Source organism: Roseococcus sp. SYP-B2431 (genome assembly GCF_004336745.1).
Classification (GTDB): Bacteria; Pseudomonadota; Alphaproteobacteria; order Acetobacterales; family Acetobacteraceae; genus Roseococcus.
In genome coordinates this window covers 688,208-708,105 of record NZ_SJXD01000011.1, presented here as the reverse complement: position 1 = coordinate 708,105, position 19,898 = coordinate 688,208, and the positions used below count along the sequence as shown (strand labels likewise).

Genomic DNA, 19,898 nt, shown 5'->3' with positions numbered 1-19,898 from the left:
CGCCCGGCCGGGCCACTCAGCGAAAGGACGATATCGAATGGCCAAGAAGCCCGAAGCGGCGGAACCGGCGCGCAGCCTCGAATGGATGAAGCTGACCGCCGCCGAGATCCAGGCCGAGGCGGCGGCCGATGCGCTGGTCATCGTGCCGGTCGCCTCGATGGAACAGCACGGCCCGCATCTGGCGACCGGCGTGGACATGGTGCTGGGCGGCAATGTCGCGCTGGAGACGGCGCGGCGCATGGCCGCGGCGGGGCAGCGCGTGATCGTGACGCCGGTCTGCTGGGCGGGGCTGGCCGAGCATCACATGGCCTTCGGCGGCACGGTGACGCTGGACCACGCGACCTTCCAGGCGGTGCTGCGCGGCGTCGTCGGCTCGGTGTCGCGCCACGGCTTCAGGCGCGTCTTCCTGATGAACGGCCATGGCGGCAACGCCGAGGCGATCGGCACCGCGGCGACCGACCTCGCGGTGGAGTTCGGCATCCGCGTCGGCGGCGCCACCTATTGGCACATGGTGCCGGAGGTGATCGCGCCGCTGCTGGAGCGCCAGCCCACGCTGATGCATGCCTGCGAGGCCGAGACCTCGATGATGATGCATCTCTCGCCCGGGAGCGTGCGTCCGGAGCGGATCGCCGAGGCGCATGGCCCGGCCTCCTCGCGGGTGCCGGGGCAGCCCCCGGGGCTGCTCATGCGCCGCTCCTTCCGCGAGATCACGCAGAGCGGCGTCGTCGGCGATGCGCGCCTGGCGAGCGCGGAGAAGGGGGTGAAGCTGCTCGACGCCATCGCCGCGCGATGCGCGGAGCTGCTGGCCAATCCGGAGCTGTGGCAGGCGCGCTGACGCGCTGTCACGGCAGCGGCAGGTCGAGCCAGGAGAGGTGCCCGCCCTTGCCGGAGCCGGTGTCCATGAACACCGCCTCGCCGCCGGCGCGGCCGCGCGTCGTCCAGGGGCGCCCATCCGTCGAGCGCTGGTCGTGGCCGCAATAGACGGTGACGCCGGCCGGGATCGAATCCACCCAGTGCAGCAGGCGCTCGGGATAGCCGTCGCCCTGGGTGCGGCCCGTGACCTGGCCGAAGAGCGCGCGCGAGACCAGGTTGTCCGGCCGCCGCGTGCCGGCCTCGCGCGGGGCCGCCTCGAACATCATGCCCGGATGGAAGGCGGCATGGACGAAGACCCAGGAGCCGAGCCGCAGCCAGGCCGGCGCGCGGCCGATCTCGGCGATGGCGCGCTCGGTCAGCTCGCCGCCGTCGGGCGCGGCATCCAGCTGCTCCAGCGTGCGCGGCGTCGCCTCGGCCGGGCTGCGCACGCGGTTGCCGACCAGGGCGCGGCGCAGCTTGTGGTCGTGGTTGCCGAGCAGGAAGATTCCCGCCTGGGCGTCCAGCAGGGCGAAGACGTCGCGCAGCACGCCGGGCGCGTCGGGCCCGTAGTCGGTGAGGTCCCCGAGCTGCAGCAGGAACAGGTCGGCGTCGCAGGCGCCGATGATGGCGGCTTCCAGCGCCCCGGCTTCGCCATGCACGTCGCCCACGACGCGCAGGCCGCGGAAGCCGCGGCGCCGGAGCTCGGCGGCGGTGGGGATCACGCGGCCGCCTCCTCCGCGCGGAGTGCGGCATGGGCCGCCAGCGCGCGGGCCCGGCCTTCGGCATGGCCGATGATGGGGCGCGGATAGTCGCGGCCAAGGGTGACGCCGGCCCGGGACAGCACCTCCGCGGGCGCCTCCCAAGGGCTGTGGATGTGCCTATCGGGCAGCTTCGCGAGCTCGGGCACCCAGCGCCTCACATAGGCGCCGCCCGCATCGAATTTCCGGCCCTGGAGCACGGGGTTGAAGACGCGGAAATAGGGCGCGGCATCCGCGCCTGAGCCGGCGACCCACTGCCAGTTGGCGGCATTGCTCGCGAGGTCGCCATCGACCAGCGTGTCCCAGAACCAGGCCTCGCCCTGCTGCCAGGGCTGCAGCAGGTGCTTCACCAGGAAGGAGGCCGCGACCATGCGGACCCGGTTGTGCATCCAGCCCGTGCGCCAGAGCTGCCGCATGCCGGCATCGACGATCGGGTAGCCGGTGAGCCCGCGCTGCCAGGCGCGCAGCGCCGGCCTCGAGGCCATCCAGGGGAAGCGCGCATATTCGGCACGCAGGGGCTGCTCGGGCAGCTCCGGCCGGTGCCAGAGCGTGTGGTAGGAGAACTCCCGCCAGATCAGCTCCTTGAGGAAGCCGGCCTCGCCCTTCAGCCCGGCCTCGCGCGCGGCATGCCAAGCCTGGCGCGGGCTGATCTCGCCGAAGCGCAGATGGGGGCTGAGGCGCGAAGTGCCCTCGATGCGGGGCGTGTTGCGGTCCTCCTCGTAGCGGTCGATCGCGCACTTGCCGAAGGCCTCCATCCGTTCGGCGGCGCCGGTCTCGCCGGGCGTCCAGGATGCGGAAAACCCGCGCCACCAGTCGGGCCCGGGCGGCAGCAGCCCGAGCGCGTCGAGGCTCTCGCCCCGCGGCGGATGCGCGACGGGCGTGAGGCGCTTCGGCGCGGGGATGGGCGGATGCGGCTCGCCCAGGGCGAAGATCGCGCGGGAAAACGGGGTATAGACCGAGTAGGGCCGGCCCGCGCCGGTCCGCAGGCGGTGCGGCTCGTGCAGCAGCGAATGCGTGTGCAGGACCAGCTTGCGCCCGGCCTTCTCCAGCGTATGCGCGACGGCCTCGTCGCGCCGGCGGGCCCAGGGCTCGTAGAGCCGCCCGGCGATCACCTCCTCCGCGCCGATCTCGTCGGCCAGCTTCGGGATGATCCGCGTGGCGTCCCCGCGTGCCAGATGCAGCGCCGATCCGCGCGCGCGCAAGGCGGCGTCCAGCGCGGCGAGCGAGCAGTGCAGCCACCAGCGCTGCGCGCCGCCCAGCGCATGCTCCCGCGCCGCGGAGTCGTCGAGCACATGGACCAGCAGCGCCGGCCGGTCGCCGAGCGAGTCGAGGCCTGGATTGTCGGCGAGGCGAAGATCCTGACGGAACCAGAACAGGGCAGGAGGGGACATGCATGCAATGTGGGGTTTTTGTGTCCTTCGCGCAAAGGCGGCGAATGCAACCGGAAAATCAGGCCCGCGTTGCACATGCACTGTCGCCCCCCGGGTCACACCGAGGCGGCTCCCCCCAGAGAAAAGGCTTCCCGAGACATGACCCTCCGCCGCCACATCTTGCTCGGCGCCGCCGCGGCCGCGCTTCCGCTGCCCCTGTTCGCGCAGACGACCATGAACGCCCCGGTGGTCACCGGCGGCAGCGTCATCCCCCAGACGAACGTCGTCGATTCGCTGGCCGCGGCCGGCGGCTTCAACAGCTTCCTGGAATATGCCCGCATGGCGGGCGCGATCGAGACGCTGCGCGGCGCCGGGCCCTTCACGCTCTTCGCGCTGCCGGATCCGGCCGTGGATATGATCCCCATCGCGCTGCGCGAGGATATGGCGCCGAGCACCGGCGGCTCGAACCAGCAGCGCCAGCAGGGCGACCAGGTCCGGCTCCAGGCCTTCGTCAACATGCACATCGTCGAGGGCCGCTACACCACCGCCGATTTCGCGAACCGCGTGGTTCAGCTGCGCACGCGCAACGGCAACACGCTGCAGGTCACGGCGCAGGGCAGCGGCCAGGTCGCGATCGTGCTGGTCGGCAATTCCGGCTTCGGCGTGGGCGGGGCCAATGCCTATCCGCCCGCGAACCTGGCTGGGCCGCAGATCCTGGCCAGCAACGGCATCGTCCTGCCGGTGAACCGCCCGCTGATCCAGTAATCCGCCCCGATCGGATTGCCCAGGACGCGATCATCGAAGGCGCGAAGGCGCCGGAGACGACCTAAGCGCGCAGCGCCTCGAAGGAGGCGCTGTGGAGCCTCTCACGGCCCAGCAGGAATACCCGCTGGGCCGCTTTCGCGACCGTCGCCATGGCCGGGTCGCGCACGTCGAGCCCGCCGGTGAAGGCGCCGAAGGCCGGCAAGACCAGGCGCTGCCCCGTCGCGAGGAAGCAGGGACGCGTGATACCGCCGATGCGCGTGGGCATCGTGGCCTTCGGGTGATAATGGCCGCTCAGCTCGGCCTCGTGGCGGGCCAGCGGCGTGACGCCGCCGATATGGCGGAAGCGCAGGCGGCCCTCGCTCCATTCCGGCACCGAGATTCCCGGAAGATCCGGCTGCGGCGCCGGATCGTGGTTGCCGGCGACCCAGATCACCTCCAGCGGCTCCAGCAGCCGGCGCAGCGCGGCCAGGTCGGCCGGCGCCATGCGCGCCAGCGCGCGGTCGTCGTGCAGCGCGTCGCCCAGCACCAGCAGGCGGCGCGGCGCATGGCGGCGGATGGAGAACGCGAGGCGGATCATGGTCTCGCGCGTGTCGTAGGGCGGCACATGCGCGCCGCGCACGGCCATGGCGCTGCCCTTCTCGAAATGCAGGTCCGAGACGACGAGCATGCGCGTGGAGGGCCAGATGGCGACGCCGGTCGGGCAGAGCATCAGCCGCTCGCCGCCGAGATGCAGGGGGGCTGCGATCAAGGCACGGCCTCCTTCGGCACCTTCCGGTGGAAGCGGGACTTTCTCCGCTCGCGATGGCGCGGCGGCGGCGCGGGATTGTCCTCCGCGAGGGCCCCCAGGCCCAGCTCGCCGCTGAAGCTGTCGGCGCCTTCCGTGGCCTCGTCCACCAGCGCGATGGCCTCGGCCAGGACGGCCTCCTCCGCGCCGCCGGACACCCATTCATGGCCGATCTCGATGAGCGCGGGCACCGCCAGCGGCGAGACGTGGTCCAGCCGGCGATGGCGGATATGCCCCTTCGCACGGGCCAGCAGCTGGCCGATGCGGGCCACGTCGGTCAGGCCCCAGGCCGCCTCGGCGCGTGTCGCGCGCAGAAGGACATGGTCGGGCTCGTGACGGCGAAGGACGTCGTAGATCAGGTCGGAGTTCACGCTCATCTGCTTCCGGGATTTCTCGGCATCGGGATGGTTTTTCTGGATCAGGCCCGCGATCGTCGCGATGTTGCGGAAGGTGCGGCGGAGCATGGAGCTCTCGGCGATCCATTCCTCCAGCTCCTCGCCGAGCAGGTCCTCGGTGAAGAGCGCCTCGGGGTCGGCGGGCTCGAAGGCGGACCAGGTGGCGATCACGTAGTCCGTCGCGACATAGCCGAGCGGACCCCAGCCCAGCCGCTCCATGCGGCGGGTGGCCAGCATGCCCAGCGTCTGGTGGGCGAGGCGGCCCTCGAAGGTATAGGCGACCATGAACCAGCGGCCGCCGCGCGGGAAGGTTTCCACGAGCAGGCCATCGGCGCGGGGCAGCTCGCTCTTGTCGCGCTGGAGATCCAGCCACTCCTGCACGCCCTCTGGCAGCAGGGCCCAATGCGTGGGGTCGGCGAGAATGTCGCGCACGCGCTTTCCGAGATGGGTGGAGAGCGGCATCTTCGCGCCGGCATAGGCGGGCACGCGCGGCTCCCCCGCGCCGCCGCGCGAGACCTGCGCGACCATGCCGGCCATCCCCTCGAAGCGCAGCACCTGTCCCGCGAAGAGGAAGGTGTCGCCCTGCGCGAGGGTGGAGATGAACCACTCCTCCACCTCGCCGAGGACGGGGCCGCCGCGCAGCTTCACCTTGAGCAGCGGCGTCTCGACGATGGTGCCGAGGTTCAGGCGGAGCTGAAGCGCCACCTGGTTGCCGCGGACGTGGATCAGCCCCTCCGAATCGCGGAACAGCTTGCGGTAGCGCTCGTAGGAGGAGAGGGCGTAGCCGCCATCCTCCACGAAGCGCAGCGTGTCGTCGAAGTCGCGGCGGGGGAGTTCGGAATAGGCGCCCGCGCGGCGCACCTCCGCATAGAGGTCGTCCGGGTGGAAGGGCGCGTGGCAGGCCATGGCCAGGATGTGCTGCGCCAGCACGTCGAGCCCGCCCTGGCGCGGCGGCTCGCCGTCCAGCTCGCCGGCCTCGATGCTCTCGATGGCGGCGGCGCATTCGATCACCTCGAAACGGTTGGCCGGCACCAGCCAGGCCGCGCTCGCCTCGTCCATGCGGTGATTGGCGCGGCCGACCCGCTGGAGCAGGCGCGAGACGCCCTTCGGCGCGCCCACTTGGATCACCTGGTCGACGGCGCCCCAGTCGATGCCGAGGTCGAGCGAGGAGGTCGCGACCACGCCGCGCAGCCTGCCCGCGGCCATCGCGGCCTCGACCTTGCGGCGCTGCTCGACGGTGAGGCTGCCGTGATGGAGCGCGATGGGCAGCGCCGCCTCGTTCAGCTTCCAGACCGCGGCGAAGACCAGCTCGGCCTGGGCGCGGGTATTGACGAAGACGATGGTGACGCCGGCCCCGGCGATGCGGGCCATGATGTCGGGCGCCGAGGCCAGCCCCATATGCCCGCCCCAGGGCAGGCGGCCCTCGGGCAGCTGCACGCCGATCACCGGCGGCTCCCCGGGGGCGGCGCGGACCAGCGAGACATCCTCGGCCCGGGCCGTGGGGGAAAGCCAGGCCCGCAGCGCCTCGGGATGGTTCACCGTGGCCGAGAGGCCGACATGCCGCCCTCTTGGCGCCAGGGCCGCGAGGCGCGAGAGGCAGAGCGAGAGCTGGTCGCCACGCTTGGTGCCGGCGAGCGCATGCGCCTCGTCCACCACGACGCAGGCCAATTCGCCGAACAGGCTGCCGGCATCGGGCAGGGAGAGCAGCAGCGTTAGGCTCTCCGGCGTGGTGAGCAGGATGTTGGGCGGGTTCTGGCGCTGCCGGGCGCGGCGGTTGGCCGGCGTGTCGCCGGTGCGGGTCTCGACGGTGATGTCCAGGCCCATCTCCGCGATGGGCGCCTCCAGGTTCCGGGCGATGTCGACCGCCAGCGCCTTGAGCGGCGAGACGTAAAGCGTGTGCAACCCTTTGCGGGGATTCTCGTAAAGCTGGATGAGGCTCGGGAGGAAGCCTGCCAGGGTCTTGCCGCCGCCGGTCGGCGCGATGAGCAGGGCCGATCGTCCCTGGCGCGCGGCCTCCAGCATATCGAGCTGGTGGGGGCGCGGGGACCATCCTCGCCCGGCGAACCAGCCGGCAAAAAGTTCTGGCAATGTTCTCATACCGGACCCAGATATATGCGACGTGACGCGCGGCGTGAAGGAGCCTGATGCCACCCCATCCCAAGACCTGGCTCTGCGTCACGCCGGCCGGGCTGTTCTGCGAGCCGGGCGGGTTCCACATCGACCCCCAGCGCCCGGTGGACCGCGCCGTCATCACCCACGGCCACAGCGACCACGCCCGGCCGGGCCACGAGCGCGTGTTGGCCACCGCCGAGACGCTGGCCGTCATGCGCGAGCGCATGGCGCCGGGCCAGGCCGGCCAGTCCCAGCAGCCGCTCCGCTATGGCGAGGTGCTGCATGTCAATGGCGTGAGGCTCTGGCTGCGGCCGGCGGGGCATGTGCTGGGCAGCGCGCAGGTCTGCCTGGAGTGGCAGGGCTCGCGCGCCGTGATCAGCGGCGACTACAAGCGCCGTCCCGATCCGACCTGCGCGCCCTTCGAGCTGGAGTGCTGCGACGTCTTCGTCACCGAGGCGACCTTCGCCCTGCCGGTCTTCCACCACCCGCCGGCGGAGCTCGAGATCGCGCGGCTGCTGCGCAGCGTGCGGCTTTTTCCGGAGCGCACCCATGTCATCGGCTGCTACGCGCTGGGCAAGGCGCAGCGGCTGATCGCGCTGCTGCGGCAGGCCGGCTGGGACGCGCCCATCCCGCTGCACGGGGCGCTGATGCGGCTGTGCCGCCTCTATCAGGAGCTGGGCGTGGACCTCGGCGAGCTGGTCCCGGCCACGGTCCAAGGCCGGGAAAGGTTCGCGGGCGCCATCGTGCTGGCGCCGCCCTCGGAGATCGGCGAGCGCTGGGCGCGGCGGCTCAGCGACCCGCTGCCCTGCCTGGCCTCGGGCTGGATGCGCGTGCGGCAGCGGGCGCGGCAGGGCGGGGTGGAGCTGCCGCTCATCATCTCGGACCATGCCGACTGGCCTGAACTTCTCTCGACCTGCGCGGAGGTCGAGGCCGGCGAGGTCTGGGTCACCCATGGGCGCGAGGACGCGCTGATCCACGCGCTGGGAATGCGCGGCATCAAGGGCCGGGCGCTGCACCTCGTCGGCATGGGCGAGGAAGGGGAGGAGGACGAATGAGTGTCCCCGCCTTCGCCGAGTTGCTGGAAGGGCTCGTCTTCTCGCCCGGGCGCAACGCCAAGATCGCGCTCATGCGGCAATGGTTCGCGACCCAGGGCGATCCCGACCGCGGCATCGGCTTGGCGGCCTTGGCGGGCGAACTCGTCTTCCGCACGGCCAAGCCGGCCATGATGCGCGAGCTGATCGCCGAGCGAACCGATCCGGCACTCTTCGCCATCAGCTACGACTATGTGGGCGATCTCGCGGAAACCATCGCGCTGATGTGGCCCGCGGATGTCAGGAGCAACCGCCCGCCTCTGAGCCTCACCGAGGTTGTGGAGACGCTGGAGACGGCGCCCAAGACCGCGCTGCCGCAGATCATCGCGGGATGGCTGGACGCGCTCGATCCGGGCTCCCGGCTGGCGCTGATCAAGCTGGTGACGGGCGGGCTGCGCGTCGGCGCCTCGGCGCGGCTGGCCAAGACGGCGCTGGCGGATTGGGCGAAGGTCGATGTCGGCGAGATCGAGGAGGTCTGGCATGGCGTGGCGCCGCCCTACCGCCCGCTCTTCGCCTGGCTGGAGGGGCAGGGGCTGCGCCCCGATCCCAGGGGCCTGCCGGTCTTCCGCCCGCTGATGCTCGCCCATCCCCTGGAGGAGAAGGATTTTGCGGTGCTCCACGCGCCCGACTGGCGCGCGGAGTGGAAATGGGACGGCATCCGCGTGCAGCTGACCGCCGGGCCGGGCGGGGCGCGCATCTGGTCGCGCTCGGGCGAGGACGTCTCCGGCGCCTTCCCGGACATCCTGGCGGCCATGACCTTCCACGGCGTCGCCGATGGCGAGCTGCTGGTCGTCCGCGACGGCGAGGTCGCGCCCTTCTCGGACCTTCAGCAGCGGCTGAACCGCAAGGTCGTGACGCAGAAGATGCTGCGCGACCACCCCGCCGCCGTCCGCCTCTACGACCTGCTCTTCGACGGCGAGGAGGACCTGCGCGCGCTGCCCTTCGACATCCGGCGCGCCCGCCTGGAAGCCTGGTTCGCGCGCGAGCGGCCGGAGCGGATGGACCTCTCGCCTCTCATCCCCTTCGCCTCCATGGAGGAGCTGGCGGAGATCCGGGCCGGCGCCCGGGCCGCCTCGATCGAAGGCCTGATGCTGAAGCGCGGCGACAGCATCTACTCGCCCGGCCGCATCAAGGGCCCCTGGTGGAAGTGGAAGCGCAACCCGCTCTCCGTGGACGCGGTGCTGATGTACGCCCAGCGCGGCCACGGCAAGCGCAGCAGCTTCTATTCCGACTACACCTTCGGGCTCTGGCGCGCCCAAGGGGATGACATGGAGCTCGTCCCCATCGGCAAGGCCTATTCCGGCTATACCGACGAGGAGCTGCTCTGGCTGGACAAGTGGATCCGCAACCACACCACCAACCGCTTCGGCCCCGTGCGCGAGGTGGAGCGCGGCCTCGTGCTGGAGGTGGAGTTCGACGCGGCGCAATACTCCAACCGCCACAAGTCCGGCGTGGCGCTGCGCTTCCCCCGCATCGCGCGCATCCGGCGGGACAAGCCGGCCGAGGAAGCCGACCGGCTGGAGACGCTGGTGGCGCTGATCGCGGGAAGCCCCGCCGCCGCGGCCGGGTAGGTCAGGCGGACCGGCCGCGGCGCTCCCAGGCCAGGGCGCCGGCGAAGCAGAACAGGCCCAGCAGCGTCGCTCCGGTCAGGATGCTGCCCGCAGCCAGGGCCGGGTCGCCGCCGAAGCCGACCAGCGCGGCGCAGACCGCGCCCACCGCCATCTGCAGACACCCGTAGAGCCCCGCGGCCGAGCCGATCACCCCGGGGTTCACGCCCAGCGCCTTGGTGAGCGCGAGCGGGCTCGTGACGCCCACCCCCATCATGTAGACCAGCGGCCCGGCCACGATCACGGCCAGGCTGAGATGCCCCGCGAGCATCGGCGCCAGGAAGATCAGCGTGCCCAGCACGCCGAGCAGGCTCGCGCCGGGCAACAGCCGGGAGAGCGAGAAGCGCCGCAGCAGCCGGGCGGCCAGGATATTGCCCAGCGAGGTGCCGAGCATGAGCAGGATGGCGATGAAGCCCACCTCCCGGATCGGCCCCAGCTGATCGACCACCATGAAGGGCAGGGCGGCCAGGTAGGCGTACCAGCTCGTGGTCGCGCAGCCGCCGCCGATGGCATAGCCGAGGAAGGCCGGCGAGGCGACGAGGCGCCGGTAGTCCTGCGCCAGCGCCGCGAAGCTGCGGCCCTGCCCGCCGCGGTTGGTCTCCGGCAGGACGCGCAGCGCCAGCAGGGTCGTGGCCGCGCCCATCGCGCTCAGGAAGAGCAGCACCGCGCGCCAGCCCAGCTCCTCGGCGAGGAAGCCGCCGAGCAGCGGCGCCATGGCCGGCCCGGCGGAAACGGCGAGGTTCAGCACGGCGAGGCGCGAGGCGGCCTCGCGCGGCGGCGAGACGTCGCGCACCATGGCGCGGCCGAGCGCCAGCCCCGCGCAGCCGCCCATCGCCTGCAGCAGCCGCGCGACGACCAGCCAATGCGCCTCGGGCGCCAGCGCCGCCCCCAGCCCGGCGAGGCTGTAGAGGGTCAGCCCGGCCAGCAGCACCGGCCGCCGGCCGAGGCTGTCCGAGATGGGGCCGTAGAACAGCTGCCCCAGCGCCAGCCCCAGCACGTAGAGGCTGACGGTCAGCGACATCAGCGTGCCGGGCGCCTGGAGGGAAGCGCCGGCCTGTGGCAGGGCCGGCACGAAGACATGGATGCCGAAGGTGCCGGAGGTGGTGATCAGCACCAGCAGCCAGAGCGGCAGAGGCACGGCGGGGCCGGCCGGACGGCCGTCGGGATCAGGGGCCATGCGGTCGGGCGTGGATCGGCATCCGTCCATCATGTGGCATTGCGCCGCGCAATCCAGGCCCGAATGGCCGAAAAATGCCGCGATGCAGCAAGATTGCCGGATTACGGCGCCAGGCCCGCCAGCCGCGCCGGCAGCTCCGCCAGGCGCTCGGCCTCGGCATTCGCGAAGGCGAGCCGCAGGTGGCGCTCCTGCCCGGGCCCGAAGAAGGGGCCGGGCAGGCAGAGCAGGCCCTTCTCGGCGGCCAGGAATTCCGCCGCCGCCATCGCGTCCGGCGCGCCGTCGGGCAGCCGCAGATAGGCGAAGTAGCTGCCCATCGCGTCGGTCCAGCCCTCGTTCAGGGCGGCCCGGCAGGCGGCGGCACGCGCGGCCATGACGGCCCGGTTGCCGGCCCGCCAGTCGCGCAGCGCCGGAATGGCCCAGGCCGCCGCCTGCTGGCCGGCGCGGGCAGGGCAGATCTGCAAGGTGTCGACGGCCTTGCCGACCTGCCGCTGGAACTCCTCGCCGGCGACGATAGCGCCGAGCCGGTGGCCCGGGATGCAATAGGCCTTGGAGAAGCTGTAGAGATGGACCAGGACATCGGGCCAGCCATGATCCTGGAACAGCGCGTGCGGCGGGCATTCCGCCTCGGTCAGGAAGTCGCGGTAGGTCTCGTCCAGGATGAGCCAGATGCCGCGCCGCCGGGCCAGCTCCGCGAAGGCGTGGATGACCCCCGGCGGACAGACCGCGCCGGTGGGGTTGTTCGGCGTGACCAGCAGGATGGCCCGGGTGCGGGCATCGATCAGCGTGGCCGCCAGCTCCGGATCCGGCACGAAGCGGTCCTCGGCGCGGCAGGGCAGGGGCCGCGCTTCCATGCCGGACATGCGCAGCGCCATCTGGTGGTTGAAGTACCAGGGAGTGGGCACCAGCAGGTTGTCGCCGGGCGAGGCCACGACCTTCATCGCCATGGCAAAGGCCAGGTTGCAGCCCGCGGTGATGGTGACCTGCGTGGCCGCGACCCCGGCGCCGTAGAAGACCGCGATATCCTCGGCCAACGCCTCGCGCAGCGCCGGGTCGCCGGCGATCGGGCCATAGGCGGCCGCCGCGCGGGATCCGGCGGCTTCGGCCAGGCGGGCGAGCAGTTCCGGATGAGGAGGATAGCCCGGCGCCGCCTGCGTCAGGTCCAGCGCCGGGCCATGCTGCCCCCGGTACCGCGCCGCCCAGGCGCGGGCAGCGGGGATGGCGGGCTCGGCCGTGCCGAGGATCGTGGGCGAGAAACGGGGCATGCGCGGCAAACTGGCATCGCGTTCCGCGCCTTGGAAGCCGGCGGCGGTCCTAGAGCACGATCCGCTGAGGCGGAATCGCCGAAGCGGTGAATCATCCTCAGCCAAGGCCTGGACCGTAATCCACCGAAGTGGATCATGGTCTAGGGATCCTCGACCAGCGTCCGTCCCGTCTGGTGCCGCCAGTGGTGCCAGAGCAGCCGCGCCGCGAGCGAGCGCTGCGGCGACCAGGCCAGGGCCATCCGGGCGAGCGTCAGCGGCCTGGGCCGCTCGTTCAGCCGGAACAGGTGCTGCGCCGAATTGGCCAGCGCGATGTCGCCGCTCGGGAATATGTCGGTCCGCGCCTCGGCGAAGAGCAGATGGACCTCCGAGGTCCAGGGGCCGAGGCCCTTCACCGCGCTCATCATCGCCACGGCCTCGGCGTCCGGCAGCATCGCGAGCCGGTCGAAGTCGAGCCTTCCGTCCAGGCAGGCGGCCGCCAGCGAGCGCGCATGCGCCGCCTTGGGCCGCGACAGTCCCGCGACGCCGCAGAGCGCCGCATCGTCCAGCTCCAGCAGCCCCTCGGGCGTCAGCGCCCCTGGAATGGCCGACAGCCGCCGCCAGATGGCGCCCGCCGCCTGGTTGCTGATCTGCTGGCCGCAGATGGTGCGCAGGATCCCGGCGAAGCCGCGCGGCCGCGTGCGCCACGGCAGCGGCCCCGCGCGTTCCTCGATGCCGGCGAAAAGCGGCTCGGCCGCGAAGAGGACTTCCCGGTCAGAAGGCGGTGCGGAGGCGGAGGGAGAAGATGGAGACGGGACCACGGTCGGCATTGTAGGCCGGGTTCACCAGCAGCTGGTAGCCGAGCGCCGCATTCACGCCCGGCGCCAGGCGCGCGTCGTAATAGAGCTCCGTGGCCCATTCCGGCCGGTGGTTCAGCCGCCCGTCGCCCGTGATGAAGCCGATGCCGCCGGCCTCCAGGTAGCGCCGCCGCCCGCCGCTGATCCAGCCGATATTGGTGCCGAGTCCCAGCGTGTCGTCCGGCCGGTTCCAGCGCCGGCCCGTGAGGACGCCGCCCAGGCTCACCGCGCGGTCCATTTCGGTGAACATCCAGTTCTGCGTGCGGCCGTCGTTCCAGGAGAGGCGGCCGAAGACGCCGAGATCGCGGGTGACCTGCTGGTCGGCCGAGATCGTGACGTTGTGCTTGACCGTGTAGCGGTTCGGGCTCCGCTCGAAACTGGCGTGGTCCATGGGGTCGATCTCGCCCCAGCGCGACTGCCGCGTGCGCGAGGCGCCGTAGATCACGCGCACCGCGCCCTCGCGCTCGCCGATCCGCCAGAAGCGCTCCACCGAGGCCAGCGCCTGGAAGCCGCGCGTCGCGGCGGGGTCGAGGAAAAGGCCGTTCACCCGCCGCGGCACGCGGAAGGCACCGCCGCGCACGGCCCAGTTGCCGTTCTCCCACTCCACCGCGAAGCCCTCGGTGAAGCCGCGCGAATCCGCCGCATAGTCGAAGGCGCCGCCGCCCACGAGCGCCCAGTTCATGAACTGCGTGCGCGCGTCATGGGCGTAGCGGTTGTCGTCGAAGATGTCCCAGACCGCGAACTTCCCCGCCGTGATGGTGATGCGCTCGCGCGCCATCGGCTCGCTGAAGCGCAGCGGGTCGTCGTCGCTCGGCATCATGTCGGCGGAGAGGCCGATCGTCTGGCGGAAGAAGGCGCGGGGGACGAAGAAGTTCGGCTCCGTCGTGCCGAGGCGGAAGGCCTCGCCGTTCGGAAAGGCCGCGGCGCCCACCGAGTTGGACAGCCCGAAGCCCCGCGTCACCGAGGCGTCCACGATGAACTCCGCGCCCCGCCATAGCCGCCGGCCCAGGATGAGGTCGGTCGAGAGCGTGTTGCGCGCCTGGGCCGCCGGCTGGAGGCTCGCCTCGCCGCGATAGGGCGAGCGGAAGCCGGCCTGGCCCTGCAGGATGAAGGTGGCCTGGCCGCGGATGATCCAGCCGAGCTCCTCCAGCCGGTCCTGCCGGGCGGCGAGCGAGGGGATCAGCGCCTCCTCCGGCGGGCCGGTATTGGCCGTGCCGGCCGAGCCGAAGCGGCCGGTCTGCGCCCAGGCGGCGCCCGGCAACGGCAGAAGCGGCAACGCCAGAAGCGTCAGCAGCAGGGCCGTCGGGATCGCGAGCAAGCGCATGCCCGCCCGCTAGACTGCCGATGGAGGAACGGCAAGCGCGACACGAATCCTTCACGACAGGGGGCAGGGACCGAACGCGCGGCGGCTCCCCAGGTTTGACGCGGCGGTTTGACGTGCGGGACGCCTGCCACGAAGCTGCGGCCTCCATCCGGAGGAAATCATGACCCAGCGCCCCTATACCCAAGCCGACCTCGATGCCCTGTGCGAGTGGGACACGCCCACCATCTGCAATGCGCTCGAGGTGGTGGTGCCGGCGCGCCGCGGCCACGGCTTCACCGTCCGCACCTTCGACTGCGCGCATCCGACCATGAAGCCGATCTGCGGCCCGGCCCGCGTGGGCACGCTGCGCGCGGCGCACCCGCACGGCCGCACGCCGGAGGCCGACCGCGCCTCGCGCATCGGCTGGTACGAATATGTCGCCAACACCGACATGCCGACCGTCGTCGTGCTGCAGGACCTGGACGACGTGCCCGGCACCGGCGCCTTCTGGGGCGAGGTGAACACCAATGTCCACAAGGGCCTCAAGTCGCTGGGCTGCGTCACCAACGGCTCGATCCGCGACCTCGACATGGTGGCGCCGGACTTCCAGCTGCTGGGCATCATCAACCCGAGCCACGCCTACGTGCACATCGTCGATTGGGGCCGCCCGGTCACCGTGCACGGCATGGCCGTGAACCATGACGACGTGGTCCATGCCGACCGCCATGGCGCCGTGGTGATCCCGGCCGATGCGGTGAAGGGAATCCCCGCCGCGATCGACCTGCTGACGCGCAAGGAGGCCGTGATCCTGGAGATGGCGAAGCGCCCGGACTTCGACATCGCCAAGCTGCGCGAGGCGTTGGCCAAGTCCGCCGACATCCACTGACGCGTGGCCATCCGCGACGAGGAGGGCTGGTTCCGGTGGGACCAGCCCCTGACCTCGGTCCGCCCCGAATGGGTGGACCACTACCGCCACATGAACATGGGCAACTACCTCGTCGCCTATGACCTGCAGACGGACCGCCTCTGGCCGGAGATCGGCCTGGGGCATCCGCTGCGTTCCATGGGCCTCGGCACCTTCGCCGCCGAGGCCTGGCTCGACTACCAGCGCGAGATGCTGGAGGGCATGCCGATCGGCGGCTCCAGCATGGTGCTCGCCTTCGACGAGAAGCGCCTGCTGTGCCGCCACCGGATGTTCCATTTCACCGAGGGCTGGACGGCCTCGGAGCACGAGGTGCTCTACCTCTGCGTGGACCTGGCGAAGCGGAAGGTCGCGCCCTGGCCGCAGGAGGTGCTCGGGCAGTTCCGGGGCGCCGCGACGGGCGACGCGCCGAAGCGGCTCGCGCTCCGGCGCCGGTAGCCGGCCTCGCGCCGCGAGGCGTCGCGCACCGATTCGATCGCCATCGGCCCGCTGCGCGAAACGATCGGATGGACGGCCATGTCCAGCCGGCCATTTCTGTCACGCTGCTGATGATGTTTGACTTGTGGGCTCCGATCTGCGCCTTTGATCAGGCCTCGTCTGGCCGTGCCGATCCCAGAAGCTCTCCAAAGACCAGCTGGATGCGTACCGTTTGTCCGGCGTGAGTTGGCCATGGCGCGGAAATTCCCGCGACATGCGATCAAGGAGAATACAAGATGGCTTCAGGTACGGTTAAGTGGTTCAACGCCACCAAGGGCTACGGCTTCATTTCCCCGGCCGGCGGCGGCTCCGATGTGTTCGTGCACATCACGGCCGTCCAGGCTGCGGGCCTGCAGGGCCTCAATGACGGCCAGCAGGTGTCCTTCGACCTGACGGAAGAGCGCGGCAAGACCTCCGCGGTCAACCTCAAGGCCGGCTGAACCAGCCTCACGGCTCGTTTGGATGGAAAGGGCGGCCTTCGGGCCGCCCTTTTTCGTTTGGCCGGCCGGAACGAACGCCTGGTGCCGGAAGGGTTCACTGACCGGAGGTGCAGGACACTGAGCTTCCTGCTGGGGGACTTGAAGGGGCAAAGCCCCTTCAAGTCCCCCGCGCGACGACCTTCTGAGCGGCCGCCCTCCAGGCCGTCCACGCATTGTCCCCCGCCGTCCCCAGCCGCCCCGCCTCGACGGAGGCCGCATTGAGCTGCTGCCGTGCATTTTCCTTCTCGCTGCCCGTCCGGTCCTCGAAGGCGCGGCGGGCGCGGGCGAGGTTCGCCTCGGCGGCGGCATAGGCGCGCGCCGCCGTGCGGAAGGCGTCCATCAGTTGCCGCGCCTGGGAATAATCAGCGATGAGCGCGGCGAGGTCGGCACGCCCCGGCGCCCCCTCGGGCAGGCGCGCAAGGATATGGCGCAGCGCGTCCAGCCTGTCGGTGCCGCCGGGCAGCCGGGCGGGATCGCGCTCGAGGTTCAGGTCGCGCCAGACGGGCGGGAGGGGATCGGGCAGGGCGGCCTCCCAGAGCGGGATCGTCTGCTGCTGCTCGCGCTCCCAGCTCCAGTCGAGGTTCGCGGGGCGGCCCTCCAGCATGGCTTCGACGCGGAGGCCGAAATCGCCCTCGGCGGCGGGCACGAAGCGGGGCGTCTCGCCGGGGCGGCGGGGCAGGTCGGCGACGAACCGGCCGCGGCCGCCGCGCGGGTCGATGGCGAAGGCGACGGTGTGCACCGCGCGCAGGATGGCGAGGACGGCGCCGCGGCGGAGCTCGACGCGGATGGGCGTCGCTTCGCTGCGCTGGGCCACGCTGTACTGGACCTCCCGGTCGCGGGCGAAGGCGAGCAGCCGTGTCTCGCCCGGCGGCAGGCCGAGGAGCTGCGTGTCCCCCAGGAAGCCGCCGGCCTCGGCCCCGGTGCTGCCGAAGACGGTCACGATGCCGCCCGGCAGCGCGTGGTTCGTGTCGTTGCGCAGCCGCACGGCCTGCAGCGGATAGCGCGCGGCGAGGGTCTGCGCCCACCAGACCCGCTCGGCGTTCAGCCGCTGATCGAGGAAGGGCAGGTTGGCGGTCTCGCCGGCGCGGATGGTGACCGGGTCGGCCAGGGTGAAGGCAACGCGACCGAGCGAGGCGGCGGCCGAGGCCTCCGCCGCCGGGGGAGGGGCCTCGGCGAAGGCCGGGGCCGGCGCGGGCATGGCGAGCTCGGCCGTGCCCCCGCGTGGCGCCATCCGCGCCATCGGCGCCGAGGCGGCGACGGGCGCAGGCGGAGCGGGCGGCGGCACGGGCCGGGCGCCGCTATCCGCGCCGATCTCGACCTGGCCGCTGCCCTGGATCGGGAGTTCGCGCCGGGGGAGGATGATCGGGGTGTAGAGCGCCTGGCGGAAGGCGGCCGCCTCGCCCGAGGCGAGCGAGAGGCGGATGCCGTTCCAGTCCGCGCCGCTGCGGTTCTCGACCACGGCCCAGCCCATCAGCCTCGCCCGGCCGTCGGAGGCGCCGAATTCCGGCACGGCCAGGCGCCAGGAAGGCTTCCACAGCGGCGCGCCCGCGACATAGGCCAGGGCGATCTCGCGCTCGGCATTGGCGCCCGGCCGCAGGGCGATCGAGAGCTGCCGCGTGTCGGCGGCACGTGTGGCGGCGACCGCCTCCGCCGCGCGGGCGATGCGGGCGGCGAGGCCCGGGTCGAGCAGGTGCAGCTCCTCCTCCTCGGTGAACCGGAGGCTGCGCAGGCCGGTCCCGGTGATGAGCGAGACCCGTAGCCCGCCGCGCGCCTCGGTGGCCTCGGCGATGCGGCCCTCGACGCCGCCGATGGCGATGCGCTCGCCGCGCAGCGCGTTGAGCAGGGCGGCACGGCTCTCGAAGTCCTCCGGACGGACCGGCAGGCCGCGGAAGGCCTCGGCCGCGAGGTCCTGGGCCGGCAGGCGCAGCCCTTCCACGCGGCCGGCGGGATCGCTGACGACGAGCGACCGCAGGATGTCGTCCACATCCTCGGTGGGCACGCGGAAGGTGAGGGCGGGCTCGGACGCGGGGACCGCGCCGCTGCGCTCGATCTGCGCGAGGCCCGCGGAGGAGAGGGTGACGCCGCGCACCGGCAGTTCGGCGGCGGAGAGGGAGGTCGTGGCGAGGAGGAGCACGGCGAGGGACAGGCGTGCGGGCATGGCGGCATCCTTCCGGGATGTTTGCGCGGGATCATCGCAAACTTCCGGGCAGGAATGCGGCGGCATGTGTTCGACCGCAGCCCTGGTCCTCAGCCGGCGCGGTCCGGCCGCGCACTTGCAGGACGTCGCGGCAGGGCCGGCGGGACCGCGCGCCACCCGGGCAGAAGCTCGGGCGGTTGTCCGGGCGAGAGCAGCACGGCCGTCTCGACGGCTCCCCGCTGCCCGGGACAGCGGATGTCGTGGAGGGCAAACTGCTCGCCGGCAGCACCGGCGATGAGAATCGGTCCATGGTCCCAAGGGACGCAGGCCCGCCCGATCAGGCGGCGCCGACCCGCGGGACCGGCATAGACGTTCACGGTCAGGCTTTCTCGGGCTCGGGTCGCGGCTCCTTCGGCGCCTTGCCGACCCCTTGGCTCGGATCGGTCAGCTGCACGGGGTCACTGCCCGGAAAGGTGTCCTTCAGCGCCTGGTCGAGCTCCTTCTCCGCCTCGGCCTTCGTCCTGTCGCTCTCTTCGGTGCCGTCCATCTGGCTCTCCTGTTGACGCTTCATGAAGGCTAACGCCAGCCCGATGCGGGCGGTTTCGGATCGCGGCAGCATCATCGCGCCCGGCGGGCGGATCGGCCCGCGCCGATGCGGATTGACCCTGCGCCGGCCCCATGATGCCCTCCGCGCGAAACAGGAGGAGTCCAATCATGCCCATCGTGAAGAACCTGGCCAAGCAGCGCCTGAACGAGGGAAAGCTGTCCATCGGCTTCGGCGTGCACCACCTGCGCGGCTCGGCCGTGGGCGCGCTGGGCGCGGCGACGGGCTTCGACTGGCTCTTCATCGACATGGAGCACGGCGCGATGAGCGTCGAGGCCGCCGCGCAGATCAGCATGGCCGCGCTGAACCAGGGCTGCACGCCCATCGTGCGCTGCTGCAAGGACGCGCTCTTCGAGGGCACGCGCTGCCTGGACAACGGCGCGATGGGCGTCGTCGTGCCGCATGTCGATACCGCCGGGGAGGCGCGCGAGGTGGTGAAGGCCTTCCGCTTTCCGCCGTTGGGCATGCGCAGCTGGGGCGGCCCGCCGATTCTCTACGGCTTCGCGCCGCCGGACGCGGCGACGGCGCAAAGGGAGAGCAACGACGAGGTGCTCATCGCCTGCATGATCGAGACCGAGGAGGCCGTCGACAACGCCGATGCCATCGCGGCCGTGGAGGGCGTGGACGTGCTGAAGTTCGGCACCAGCGACCTGACGGCGACCATGGGCATCCCCGGCCAGATCGGCCATCCGCGCGTGCGCGCCGCCTATGAGAAGGTGGCCGCCGCCTGCCGGAAGCACGGCAAGGTCATGGGCATGGGCGGCGTCTACGACGAGGTGGTCGCGAAGGACTACATCGCCATGGGCGCGCGCTTTGTCCTGGGCGGCTCCGACCATGTCTTCCTGATGGCCGGCGCCTCGGCCCGGGCGAAGTTTCTCCGCGTACTGGCGGGCTGATCCGGCGGGCCGGGGCATGCCCCGGCCTAACCTCCGGGAATCATTTGCAACTGCGAGCGTTTCGCAATTGCCCT

At 71.9% G+C, this 19,898-nt stretch carries 18 protein-coding genes; 8 read left to right on the top strand and 10 right to left on the bottom strand.

Features of this window, described 5'->3' with window-relative positions; translation table 11 throughout:
* The first annotated feature begins 37 nt into the window (after nt 1-37).
* Entirely contained in the window at nt 38-835 is a 798-nt protein-coding gene (locus EJV46_RS04650; RefSeq protein ID WP_131547410.1) for a creatininase family protein, read from the top strand.
* 7 nt (nt 836-842) lie between these two features.
* On the opposite strand, the gene EJV46_RS04645 is transcribed toward EJV46_RS04650, so the two are convergent.
* The gene (locus EJV46_RS04645) at nt 843-1,574 is read right to left on the bottom strand and encodes a metallophosphoesterase (RefSeq protein WP_240782398.1); all 732 of its coding nucleotides are present in this window, start codon (nt 1,572-1,574) and stop codon (nt 843-845) included.
* Entirely contained in the window at nt 1,571-3,001 is a 1,431-nt protein-coding gene (locus EJV46_RS04640; protein WP_131547409.1) for a deoxyribodipyrimidine photo-lyase, read from the bottom strand. Before EJV46_RS04640 ends, EJV46_RS04645 begins: the two co-directional genes overlap by 4 nt.
* Before the next feature lie 138 nt (nt 3,002-3,139).
* Here EJV46_RS04640 and EJV46_RS04635 point away from each other — a divergent pair, with 138 nt between their 5' ends.
* Nucleotides 3,140-3,745 (top strand): fasciclin domain-containing protein, encoded by a 606-nt coding sequence (locus tag EJV46_RS04635; RefSeq protein WP_165585340.1) that lies wholly within the window; start codon nt 3,140-3,142, stop codon nt 3,743-3,745.
* Between the two features lie 61 nt (nt 3,746-3,806).
* Here EJV46_RS04635 and pdeM read toward each other — a convergent pair whose 3' ends face one another.
* Together pdeM and EJV46_RS04625 are read right to left on the bottom strand one after the other, a co-directional pair.
* A complete protein-coding gene (gene pdeM, locus EJV46_RS04630; protein ID WP_131547407.1) occupies nt 3,807-4,493 on the bottom strand; it encodes a ligase-associated DNA damage response endonuclease PdeM in 687 nt (228 codons plus the stop codon).
* Nucleotides 4,490-7,021 (bottom strand): ligase-associated DNA damage response DEXH box helicase, encoded by a 2,532-nt coding sequence (locus tag EJV46_RS04625; protein WP_131547406.1) that lies wholly within the window; start codon nt 7,019-7,021, stop codon nt 4,490-4,492. The genes pdeM and EJV46_RS04625 overlap by 4 nt, the downstream gene beginning before the upstream one ends.
* A 47-nt stretch (nt 7,022-7,068) precedes the next feature.
* Here EJV46_RS04625 and EJV46_RS04620 point away from each other — a divergent pair, with 47 nt between their 5' ends.
* Together EJV46_RS04620 and EJV46_RS04615 are read left to right on the top strand one after the other, a co-directional pair.
* Complete coding sequence (locus EJV46_RS04620; RefSeq protein WP_131547405.1) at nt 7,069-8,091, top strand: ligase-associated DNA damage response exonuclease; 1,023 nt, start codon at nt 7,069-7,071, stop codon at nt 8,089-8,091.
* Nucleotides 8,088-9,698: a cisplatin damage response ATP-dependent DNA ligase gene (locus EJV46_RS04615; RefSeq protein ID WP_131547404.1), complete on the top strand. Its 1,611-nt coding sequence runs from the start codon at nt 8,088-8,090 to the stop codon at nt 9,696-9,698. Before EJV46_RS04620 ends, EJV46_RS04615 begins: the two co-directional genes overlap by 4 nt.
* A gap of 1 nt (nt 9,699) precedes the next feature.
* On the opposite strand, the gene EJV46_RS04610 is transcribed toward EJV46_RS04615, so the two are convergent.
* The 4 genes from EJV46_RS04610 to EJV46_RS04595 form a co-directional block, all read right to left on the bottom strand.
* Nucleotides 9,700-10,911, bottom strand: coding sequence for a multidrug effflux MFS transporter (locus tag EJV46_RS04610; protein ID WP_131547403.1), 1,212 nt, complete (start codon nt 10,909-10,911; stop codon nt 9,700-9,702).
* A 101-nt stretch (nt 10,912-11,012) separates the two neighbouring features.
* Complete coding sequence (locus tag EJV46_RS04605) at nt 11,013-12,173, bottom strand: aminotransferase (protein ID WP_131547402.1); 1,161 nt, start codon at nt 12,171-12,173, stop codon at nt 11,013-11,015.
* 140 nt (nt 12,174-12,313) lie between these two features.
* On the bottom strand, nt 12,314-12,979 hold the full coding sequence (locus EJV46_RS04600; RefSeq protein ID WP_131547401.1) for a DNA-3-methyladenine glycosylase: 666 nt from the start codon (nt 12,977-12,979) through the stop codon (nt 12,314-12,316).
* On the bottom strand, nt 12,924-14,330 hold the full coding sequence (locus EJV46_RS04595; RefSeq protein ID WP_131547400.1) for a carbohydrate porin: 1,407 nt from the start codon (nt 14,328-14,330) through the stop codon (nt 12,924-12,926). The genes EJV46_RS04600 and EJV46_RS04595 overlap by 56 nt, the downstream gene beginning before the upstream one ends.
* 160 nt (nt 14,331-14,490) lie before the next feature.
* On the opposite strand from EJV46_RS04595, the gene EJV46_RS04590 reads away from it, so the two are divergent.
* From EJV46_RS04590 to EJV46_RS04580, 3 genes are all read left to right on the top strand, one after another.
* Entirely contained in the window at nt 14,491-15,195 is a 705-nt protein-coding gene (locus EJV46_RS04590) for an RraA family protein (RefSeq protein WP_131547399.1), read from the top strand.
* A gap of 3 nt (nt 15,196-15,198) precedes the next feature.
* Nucleotides 15,199-15,669: a thioesterase family protein gene (locus EJV46_RS04585; RefSeq protein WP_131547398.1), complete on the top strand. Its 471-nt coding sequence runs from the start codon at nt 15,199-15,201 to the stop codon at nt 15,667-15,669.
* 275 nt (nt 15,670-15,944) lie between these two features.
* Complete coding sequence (locus EJV46_RS04580) at nt 15,945-16,148, top strand: cold-shock protein (RefSeq protein ID WP_131547397.1); 204 nt, start codon at nt 15,945-15,947, stop codon at nt 16,146-16,148.
* Nucleotides 16,149-16,305: 157 nt separating this feature from the next.
* Here EJV46_RS04580 and EJV46_RS04575 read toward each other — a convergent pair whose 3' ends face one another.
* Both EJV46_RS04575 and EJV46_RS04570 read right to left on the bottom strand, forming a co-directional pair.
* Nucleotides 16,306-18,345: a hypothetical protein gene (locus EJV46_RS04575; protein ID WP_131547396.1), complete on the bottom strand. Its 2,040-nt coding sequence runs from the start codon at nt 18,343-18,345 to the stop codon at nt 16,306-16,308.
* Between the two features lie 358 nt (nt 18,346-18,703).
* Nucleotides 18,704-18,871 carry a hypothetical protein gene (locus tag EJV46_RS04570; RefSeq protein WP_165585339.1) on the bottom strand — a complete coding sequence of 56 codons (168 nt, stop codon included), beginning with the start codon at nt 18,869-18,871 and terminating at the stop codon, nt 18,704-18,706.
* A 167-nt stretch (nt 18,872-19,038) separates the two neighbouring features.
* On the opposite strand from EJV46_RS04570, the gene EJV46_RS04565 reads away from it, so the two are divergent.
* A complete protein-coding gene (locus EJV46_RS04565; RefSeq protein ID WP_165585338.1) occupies nt 19,039-19,824 on the top strand; it encodes an HpcH/HpaI aldolase/citrate lyase family protein in 786 nt (261 codons plus the stop codon).
* Nucleotides 19,825-19,898: the final 74 nt, after the last annotated feature.